Origin of the sequence: Mesorhizobium sp. M1342, assembly GCF_040317955.1 — a bacterium.
Classification (GTDB): Bacteria; Pseudomonadota; Alphaproteobacteria; order Rhizobiales; family Rhizobiaceae; genus Mesorhizobium.
Window position 1 is genome coordinate 50,295 of record NZ_JAMYLI010000038.1, and the last position, 9,268, is coordinate 59,562.

5 protein-coding genes and 4 pseudogenes are annotated in these 9,268 nt (G+C 61.4%); 2 read left to right on the forward strand and 7 right to left on the reverse strand.

Annotation, left to right across the window (positions count from 1 at the left end; all coding sequences use genetic code 11):
* The first annotated feature begins 296 nt into the window (after positions 1-296).
* Together NKH06_RS28760 and NKH06_RS28770 are read left to right on the forward strand one after the other, a co-directional pair.
* Entirely contained in the window at positions 297-1,292 is a 996-nt protein-coding gene (locus NKH06_RS28760; RefSeq protein ID WP_352894814.1) for a D-alanine--D-alanine ligase family protein, read from the forward strand.
* Positions 1,293-2,702: 1,410 nt separating this feature from the next.
* Positions 2,703-3,316, forward strand: a pseudogene (locus NKH06_RS28770) (IS21 family transposase); the annotation flags it as partial.
* Between the two features lie 64 nt (positions 3,317-3,380).
* Here NKH06_RS28770 and NKH06_RS28775 read toward each other — a convergent pair.
* The 7 genes and pseudogenes from NKH06_RS28775 to NKH06_RS28805 form a co-directional block, all read right to left on the reverse strand.
* A pseudogene (locus NKH06_RS28775) lies at positions 3,381-3,939 on the reverse strand (DDE-type integrase/transposase/recombinase); the annotation flags it as partial.
* A pseudogene (locus tag NKH06_RS28780) lies at positions 3,940-4,811 on the reverse strand (IS66 family transposase); the annotation flags it as partial.
* 144 nt (positions 4,812-4,955) lie between these two features.
* Positions 4,956-6,011 carry an ABC transporter ATP-binding protein gene (locus NKH06_RS28785; RefSeq protein ID WP_352894806.1) on the reverse strand — a complete coding sequence of 352 codons (1,056 nt, stop codon included), beginning with the start codon at positions 6,009-6,011 and terminating at the stop codon, positions 4,956-4,958.
* The gene (locus NKH06_RS28790) at positions 6,004-7,011 is read right to left on the reverse strand and encodes an ABC transporter ATP-binding protein (protein ID WP_352894807.1); all 1,008 of its coding nucleotides are present in this window, start codon (positions 7,009-7,011) and stop codon (positions 6,004-6,006) included. The genes NKH06_RS28785 and NKH06_RS28790 overlap by 8 nt, the downstream gene beginning before the upstream one ends.
* Positions 7,008-7,937, reverse strand: a complete 930-nt coding sequence (locus tag NKH06_RS28795; RefSeq protein WP_352894809.1) for an ABC transporter permease — start codon at positions 7,935-7,937, stop codon at positions 7,008-7,010. The genes NKH06_RS28790 and NKH06_RS28795 overlap by 4 nt, the downstream gene beginning before the upstream one ends.
* A complete protein-coding gene (locus NKH06_RS28800; RefSeq protein WP_352894811.1) occupies positions 7,934-8,911 on the reverse strand; it encodes an ABC transporter permease in 978 nt (325 codons plus the stop codon). Before NKH06_RS28800 ends, NKH06_RS28795 begins: the two co-directional genes overlap by 4 nt.
* A gap of 25 nt (positions 8,912-8,936) precedes the next feature.
* Positions 8,937-9,268, reverse strand: a pseudogene (locus NKH06_RS28805) (ABC transporter substrate-binding protein); the annotation flags it as partial.

Sequence of the window (9,268 nt, forward strand, 5' to 3'; positions counted from 1 at the left end):
GATCAGCCGGCCTTCGTCGTATGCGTGCGTCGCTAGCGCACAACCACTGTTGCAATTGATCGGCAACTTCAGCCATGTGGTTGAGACATCTATGTCCGGAACCCGACATCCTCAGGCGCAAGGGACCGAAGTCGCGGTGCGAAACACATGGTTTGCCCCTCTTATTCGCAACCCTTCCGTGGCATGCCGATTGCATGGGAAACAGTGAAGGGGCGGGTCCAGACGAACTGTCCCTCGAAGCAACCTGATCCGAGCGAATGAACGTGACAGCGGGCATGACATCCAAGGAGAAGCTCATGCGGGTAGCCGTGGTGTGGAACCATGATCATGCGGGCGTGATTAACCGGTTCGGTCAGCCTAGTCCCGAGTACGACGATCGCGAGATGGTCGAGAGCCTGGTGGCGGCATTAAAAGAGGGCGGCCATGAGACGCTGCTGTGCGAAGGCGATAAAGGACTGCTCAGAACGCTAGAGCAATTCATGCCCCCCGATCCGGAAGCCCGCCCCTCCGGAATCGTCTTCAACTGGGCATGGGGCGGAATTCAGGGGGAGAGCCGATATACCCACGTTCCGGCCATGCTCGAGATGGCCGGCGTTCCGTACACCGGATCGGGCCCGCGCGGGTTTGGGCTGGGCGCCGACAAGGTCGTCACCAAGATGCTCATCCGCGAGCGCGGGGTGCCGACGCCGAATTTTCGTGTGATGCGTCGCGGCACGGAGAGCGCCGGAGACCTGCGCTTCCCAGTGGTAGTGAAGCCGCGTTACGAAGGTGGCAGCTTGGGATTGCAGCTCGTTCATGAGCCCGCTCAGTTACGGCATGCCGTGGAAGCGATCGTCACGCAGTATGCGCAGGACGCGCTCGTGGAAGAATACATCGATGGGCGGGAAATCAACCTCGCGTTGCTGGGAAACGGAGAGCCGGAGGTGTTTCCTCCCGTGGAGTGTGACTTCGGCGACCGCGAAACGCGTCTTATGACTTGGGAGGCGAAATTTGTGGCGGCCGCGGCGGTGCCGAAGATTTGCCCGGCGCAAATCGAGGGCGGGCTTGCGGCGGTGCTGCGGGATATTTCGGTTACGACCTTCCGTGCCTGCCAATGTCGGGACTATGCCCGCGTCGACCTTAGGCTCGACCGCTCCGGCCAGCCCTTTGTCCTGGAGATCAACGCACCGGGGCTCGCGATGGACTCCTCTTATGTCCGAGCCGCGATGACTGCCGGACACAGCTTCTCGAGCTTGGTCAATCGCATACTTGGTGTCGCCCACACGCGGTACTTCGGAATCGGCATCCCGTAGACCACATCGTACTGCTGGTTTCGGAAAGTCGCGGACACGAAAGGAGTGCACCTCTGGACTGAGACACAAAAAATCGCGGACAGTTTCCCTGCCAAGAGAGGAAACTGCGGGCACGGAAGGCAAAGAGTTATTCATGATGACCATAAGCTGGAGCCACTCCGACGCATGGAGGCGGGCGAAACCGTCAGCAGGTTGGCAGATGAGGTTGGCATCGGTCGCCAACGTCTTTATGAGTGGCGTGATCATCTCAGCCTTCATTGGCAATCCGAAGTCACGTCGGCGCGGTCGGCCGGCCAGATCGACAACAGGAGTTAATGGGGCCAGCCCAGCTGCAGAGCGCGGTCACGTGCCGGCACCTCAGGAAAAGTGGCCTACCTGAAGTTTCATCCATCGGCGATTAGAGCCTCGGCCGTTTCCGTTACGCCGTATGGCGCGGTTGGAGCAACCGGCGGAGACGCGAAGCCTCCATCGAGCGCAGCGTCGGAGCCGGTTGGGGCGAGGGTTCCGGCGCATCGTGCGGGTTCGAGAACAGATCGAACTGATATGTCGTGGGCTGGCGCGGCATGGACCTCCCCCCATTCGCGTCGTGAGGACCCGATGCTACGCCCGAACCTCCATTGCGATGGGGCGTGGGAATTGGCCGTCGCGTCCTGCAGCAGTGTCACCAAGACGCCAAGCGTTCTGGGATCGACATGTGGGGCAGCGGCAATGCGCCACGCGGTGCAGACCGCGCGATCAAACATCCAGGCCGGAACCTCCAGCCACCTATCGGAGGGGTGGCCAGAGCGACTGCAGCGGAAAACCTACCGGTTAACCTTCTCGATCACCTCATGAATGAACAGGACGCCTGGCCCAGGGATGCCATGGATAAAGAAGCCCGGGTTCCTCGGTCCGTGGGCGTTCTCTCGTCGTGTTGTTCAACACCGCAGGGGCCCATTCCTCGCTCGGCCACCAGCCCCGGCGGCCTTCGCGCCGACCGCGCAGATGCCATATGGCGGCGCTGCCGGAAGAGACGCCTGACGCTGACAACGCTGATGGTGCGCCTGACCCTCGAGCACGCGGACGGCGAGCGCGCCGTTCGACGGGAGGAGGCGCGCCATGATGCATGAGAAGATCTGGCCCCACCATCTGGACCGCTAGGCGATCCTGTAATTGCGGCAGTCCTCGGCCCATCAGGACAATCTTGAGAGCCGCCTGCAGTATGCGATGCGCGGTCGCCTAGTGGCACTCGGCTGGTCTTGCATCGGCACGGTTGATGACGATCTCGGCCGCTCTGCCGCAGGCGGTGTCGCGCGAGCTGTGTCGATGCCGGCTCAATACTCCCCAGAAGTGCCGTTTGAATCTTCCCCAGCTTAGCGCAGGCGCCGGTCTTCCGGAGCGCGCTGGGAGACCGGCGGCGCGCGATCGTTGATGCTTCTCCTGATGGTCGGGAGAGGGATTTCGGTCATCATTCGGCAGGGCCTGTCAGTGTCGGCGATCGCCAGGGAGAGCGCGGGATCGACCGCACTACGGTGCGCAAAATACATTGCCCGCGGGCTCCAGGCTCCGGCCTACGGACCGCGCAAGCCGCGTCAGGCGGTGCTCGATCCCTTCACAGCCTATCTTTGCGAACGGGTCACGCGATATCCCAGGCTCACCGGCAGCCGGCTCTTCCGCGAACTGAAGGACCTCGGCTATGGCGGCGGTTACACGGCCCTTACCGACTTCCTGCGCGACGTCCGTCCTGCCGCGGCGGAGCGTGGATACGAGGTTCGCTTCGAGACCGCGCCCGGCGAGCAAGCGCAAGTCGAGTTCGCCCAGTTCAATGTCGTCTTTGCCGATGAGCCGACCACGCCGAGAATCGTCTGGCTATTCTCCATGGTGCTTGGCTTCATTCGCCTTATCTGGCACGCTTGGTCGTCCAGCAGGATCCGCCGACTGTCTTGCGCTGCCATGCTGGGGCTTTCGAGGCGCTGGGCGGCGCTCCTGGCGAAGTGCTTTACGACCGTATGAAGACGGCTGTGATCCGCGAAGGCGATACCGGCCGCCTCGGGATGGAAACCATAGTGGCGGGCAAGATCGACGAGGCAAGGTTGTAGACGATGCCTGCCATTCGACGCGGTGATCCTTCGAACAGGCGAGGATTGCGTTCGGGTGAACTCTGTGCCGTGGTCGGAAACGATCATGTCCGGCTTGCCGCGCGGGCGATCAGTTCCGTCAGTTCACGGGCAACCCGACAGCCGGAGATCGAGGTGTCGGGATCGCGGCAAGGCATTCGCGCGTCACGTCGTCGACGATGTTGAGCACGCGGAAGCGCCGGCCGCAGGCGAACTGGTCATGCACGAAATCCAGCGACCAGCGCGCATTCGGCTTTGCCTCGACTAGGATCGGCGCCCGCGTGCCGACGGCTCGTCGTCGCGCCCGGCGCTTGCGCACCGTCAGGCCGTCCTCGCGGTAGAGTCGGTAGACGCGATTGACCCCTGATGGCTCGCCTCTCGCTGGAGCAGAATGAACAGGCATCGATAGCGGAAGCGGCGGCGCTCGTTGGCAAGGTCGCGGAACCTTGTGCGCAGCTCCGTCTCCGGCGGACGCCGGGACCGGTAGCGGACCTCTTGCGATCGGCACCGACGACGGAACAGGCCCGACGCTCCGACACGCCCATGACGGCCTATTGCCAGGGCAGTAGTTCGTGCAGACGAGGTGGGAAGATCGGAAGATCGGCAATGCGGCGAGCCAAGCTTTCGAGTCTACGTCGTTGAGGGGAGCCTGGTGATGAGGGTAAGCATGACGGCGGCGCGGTCGGGCCGCGCTGGGAACCGGCGAAGGTCCAGTTGCGCCTTCCCAGAGCAATTCCTCTCAGCGCGCGTTCTGCTGCCTTATTCGTGAGACAGATCCGCTCATCGTCCAGGAACCCGGGCAAAACCATCCCGGCGATTCAGCATATAGTCGATCGCCTCGATCACCTCTGAGGATCTGCTGAGCATAGCACGCTCCCGTTTCAGCCTCTTTGCACGTCGTCCAACAGCGGCTTTACTCTTTTCCTGCCTTGCAGCCAGTCGTTCTTCGGCGCTTAATCCGTTGATCTGCCATCGACGTCGAACCACGCGTCGAAGCGTTTGACAGCCTATAGGGCGATCGGGGAGATCTGCTTGCCTTTCCGTTTTTTCTGGAGATCGGCCAGTTCAAAGAACTTGCGGCGCGGATGCGTATGGCAAAAGTGATCGGCACCGCTTCTTTTCGGCAACAATGAGCGGCTCGAAAGCCATTGTAGCAGTCGCTCTACAGAATGCCGCCATACCTAGCCAGAACGTTTCTGCGCATCCTCGCCGGCGCCGATCACTCCAAGCACAGTGTATTGCTGCCGGCGCTGCCTCCCCGAAGGGCGGGATCATCTTGCAGACGCGCGACGGCTTCCCGCTTAGCGGCGGGTCCTACCATGCAGCATACGCGCCCCGTCGTGCACTTGTCTTTGGCCTGGCTATGATGAGATCCGCGCACGCCGTTAAGCGCCTGCGCGAAGCCGACAAGCCCGCCGATCAGGCAGGCCGTCTGACCTCATGCCATTATAGAGCCCGCGCCGTTCGCGCGCGTGCGAAACCATCGTATCGGTACCGTGCGGTCGCAACTTCGTCGAAACCGTGGCGAATTGCCGCACTTGGTGGCGCGAGCGCAACATCGTTGCATCTAGTTACTCGGATGGTGATTCTCCGGCGGGGTTAGGTCCCCGGTGACGGGCAGATCACTCGCAAGCCAGCAGACGGCCATGTGTTGCGATCCCACTTCGATGGCGGACGGCTCCTCTTGCCGGCACCGATCGAAAGCTAGCGGACAACGCGGATGGAAACGGCATCCCTTCGGCACGTGCGCAGCACTTGGGACCTCGCCCTGCAGGGCTGCCAGTTCACCGCGATCTGGGTCTCGGCTGACCTGTGGCGTGGCGTTGCGAAGCGCGACGGTATACGGATGGCGGGGGCGGAACGTGATGTCGTCGGCAGTACCGATCTCAATCAGCCGCCCAAGGTACATCACCGCAATCCGATCGGCTATTAGCCAAGCAAGTGGCAGATCATGAGTGATAAACACCAGCGTCAGATTTTGCCGCTCACGCAGCCCGATAAGGACCTGGAGAATCTGTGCGCGGATTGAGACATCGAGCATCGAAACCGGTTCGTCGGCAACGATTAGTTCCGGGTTCACTACGAGCGCACCAGCTACCACGACCCGCTGGCGCTGTCCGCCAGAGAGCTCGTGTGGAAACCTCGCGAAAAACTCATCGGGAGGATTGAGCCCGGCGGCCGCAAGCGCTTCGCTGACTCGGCTGGCGAGTTCGCCGGCGTCCTTGACCAGCCGCAGTGACCGCAACGGCTCTGCGACGATATCGAATACGTTCTGTCGGGGATTGAGTGCCTGATAAGCATCTTGGAAGATCATCTGCACGCGACGTCGGTAAGGACGCAACGCCGAGAAGCCTCGCACCGACGTCATGTCGCGGTCCTCGAACAGCAACTTGCCGCCAGTCGGCTGGACGAGCTTGGCAATGACACGGCCTACCGTCGTCTTGCCACTCCCCGATTCGCCAACCAGTGCTACGATCTCCCCGCGCCCGACAGTGAGGTCGATCCCGTCTACCGCCCGCACGGCGCCGCGGTGTCTTCCGAGGACATGGTCCAAGACCCCGCCCTGGATCGGGAAATGGACCTGCAGGCCCTCAAGACGCAGGATATCGGCGGTGTCAGGCATGAGTTGCGACCTTGTCTTCTTGCGAGGACCGGTGAAGGTGACAGGCGACGCGTCCCCGCTCGAACTTATCGAGGGTGGGGACCTCGGTCGCGCAAATCTCCATGGCCGACGGGCAACGCGGATGGAAGGCGCAGCCTGACGGCCGGTTCATCAAGTTGGGGGGATCACCGGGGATGGGCCGAATGATCCGTTTGCCGCTCGCTGGGTTAGGGATCGATTCGATCAGCAGGCGGGTGTAGGGATGTTTGGGCTGGGCGAAGATCTCAGCGACAGTTCCATCCTCGACGATCCGGCCGGCGTACATGATCATCGCGCGATCGCAACACTCAGCCACGACAGAAAGGTCGTGAGTAATTAAAATAAGGGCAAGGCTAAGCTGCGATCGCAACTCACCCAGCAGCTTAAGAATTTGAGCCTGTGTTATGACGTCGAGCGCCGTGGTCGGCTCGTCGCCGATGATGATTGAGGGGCGACACGCGAGCGCCATGGCAATCATCACCCTTTGGCGCATACCGCCCGATAGCTCGTGGGGATAGGCGGAACCGCGATCGGCCGGAATGCCGACGAGCTCGAGCAGCTCCTTTGCTCGGGCGATTGCGTCAGCCTTTGGCATCCCGAGTTTCAGTATGCAAGGCTCAGCGATTTGCTTGATGATACGGTGAACGGGATTGAGCGCATTCATCGCGCCCTGGAAGACAACAGATGTTTCGCTCCAGCGATGTGGCCGCATCGCGGCATCATCATCAATCGGTAGTCGGTTACCACGATAGCGCACTTGGCCGCCGCTGACACGCGCGTTGGGCGAAAGTAGACCAGCGATCGCCATCGCAGTCGTGGTCTTACCACTGCCCGATTCACCGACGAGGCCAACGGCCTCTCCGGCATGAAGCGCGAAGCTTACGCCGTCGATTGCTCGCAATGAAGCGCCCTTGAGCCCATATTCGACGGAGAGCCGGTCGATTTCCAGAAGTGGTGCCTTGTCTTGGGAGGAGTTTGTCATGGGATCACCCTCCGCCGTGGATTGAATGTGTCGTCGAGGGCATTGCCAATCAAAACGAAGCTAAGCGAAACGATGAGCACGCACAGGCCTGGCGCGCCGAAGTACCACCAAGCTCCCACGCTTGCGGCGCCGGCCTGCTGCGCGAGGAACAGCTCGGTGCCCCATGAAGGCTGCAGCGGATCCCCAAGCCCAAGAAAAGAGAGCGCGGTCTCAGTAAAGATCGCGTTGGCGACAACCAGGCCACCATTAGCTGCGACCTGCGGCACAAGGTTGGGCAGGATATGCCGAACCATGATACTGAGATCATTGCTGCCTGCGACCCGAGCGCGATCAACGAACTGGCGTTCCCGGAGCGACAGCGTCTGGCTGCGGACAATCCGAGCAATAAAGGACCAGCTCGTCAAGCCGATGACAACAACGATCACGAAGAGAGAGGGACGGAAGCCAAGGATCTCCCGGCCACGCCCCACAACCTCGAGAACCATGGGAGTGATGACCAGCGCCAGCAAGAAGGAAGGCACGATGAAAAAGAAATCCGTTATGCGCATCAGCCAGACATCCGGCCAGCCTCCCAAGTAACCAGAGGTCATGCCGACCGTGGTTCCGACAATGAGGCTGATCGCGGTCGCCATCAGCGCGATCATCAGCGAGATCCGGGCACCGTGGACAACCAGATTGAGCACATCCCGCCCGACTTCGTCTGTGCCCAGCAGATGCTGACTGTCAGGCCGCGCCAGGAAATCGCCGGTTGCGGTAGCTGCTGTTTCGAGCGGCCCGACGAGCAAACCGGGGACGGCTGCCAGGACGAGAAAGAACGTTAGAGCCGACAACCCGACCCAAGCACCTCCGTGGCTAAGGAATTGGCGGAAGAATGCCTTGATTGCGCGCCGCCCGAAACGGCGGTGAGAAACCTTAACCTCGGTCATTGGCGCACCCGGGGATCAAGAATGCCGTAGGTGAGGTCGGCAACCAGGTTCGCGAAGACAATGGATGTACCGAGTAACAAGAAGATCCCCTGAAGGGTCGGGTAGTCCCGCGCGTTGAGCGCCTCAACCGTCAGGCCGCCGATCCCCGGCCATGCGAACACGGATTCGACGGTGATCGCACCCGCTACCACGTAGCCGAGATTGAGCGTCACCAAGGTCACGACCGGTAGCATCGCATTGCGGAAGGCATGGCGCATCAGCATCTGGCCGGCTGTCAGTCCCTTTGCCCGGGCCGTCACCATGTAATCCTCCGTGACGACCTCGCTCATTGCGGCGCGAGCGACCAGCACGTATTGCCCTATCAGCCCTAACGCTACCGCGGAGACAGGAAGCAAGAGATGGCGGACACGGTCGACCAGCCAATCAATGGGAACGGTGTTCGCCGCACTCGGCGAATATGCCCCATAGCCGGGAAGCCAGCCCAATGCCGCGCTGAAGAACAACACTAAGAGCATGGCGAGCCAAAACGGCGGCGTGGAGTAGAGGGCCAGAGAGGTACCCGTAACGACATGGTCGACGGCTCTTCCCCGCCGCCAGCCCGCGTAGATGCCAAGCATGACCCCGGAGACAATCGCGATGACTTGCGCCACACCGACAAGGGCCACGGTGGCAGGCAGCCGTTCCAGAAGCAGGTCGACAACACGCTGGCCCCTAAATTTGAAGCTATAGCCGAGGTCGCCACTCAGTGTTGTGGACAGGTAATTGAGTACCTGGTCCGGGACGAGCGGCCGGTCAAGACCCCAGCGCTGGCGCTGGGCCTCGATCCGCTCAACGGATACGCTGGTGCGCGCTCCGCTCAACAGAAGGGTGGCGGGGTCACCCGGAACGATCCTGAATAAGATGAAGTTCAGGATCAACACCATCAGAAGCGTTACAACCGCCCTGAGGAGAATGTGCCAAAATCGCCGCCTCATGGTGTGACTTTCTACTAGGGCCATTTTAGATCGGCTTCAGGCGGTCGAATGGAAAGTAGCTCCATGCCGACATAATGTCCTCTGTCCCCCAGCCCTCGAAGCAATCCTTGCGACGGGCGTCGAGCGAGAAGGGGTAGCTCAGTACGATGTATGGCGCTTCTGCGTAGATGAGGCGCGCTGCCTGATCGACCAGCTCCTGGCTCTTCTTGAGGTCGACGGTTACCTCGATCTCCGACAGCAGCATGTCGAATTTGTCGTTTGTCCAGTACGCGGTGTTGTGGTTGCCGATGCCCTTGGTGCTGCCCTTGCTGAGCAAGTCGTGAGGCGAAGGGGATAGCCAGCTATTGCCAATGTTCA

What these genes read in the sequence shown, in the direction of transcription:
- NKH06_RS28790 (WP_352894807.1), bottom strand. Translation starts at nt 7,011, where the DNA reads ATGACAAACTCCTCCCAAGACAAGGCACCACTTCTGGAAATCGACCGG.
- NKH06_RS28795 (WP_352894809.1), bottom strand. Translation starts at nt 7,937, where the DNA reads ATGACCGAGGTTAAGGTTTCTCACCGCCGTTTCGGGCGGCGCGCAATC.
- NKH06_RS28760 (WP_352894814.1), top strand. Translation starts at nt 297, where the DNA reads ATGCGGGTAGCCGTGGTGTGGAACCATGATCATGCGGGCGTGATTAAC.
- NKH06_RS28800 (WP_352894811.1), bottom strand. Translation starts at nt 8,911, where the DNA reads ATGAGGCGGCGATTTTGGCACATTCTCCTCAGGGCGGTTGTAACGCTT.
- NKH06_RS28785 (WP_352894806.1), bottom strand. Translation starts at nt 6,011, where the DNA reads ATGCCTGACACCGCCGATATCCTGCGTCTTGAGGGCCTGCAGGTCCAT.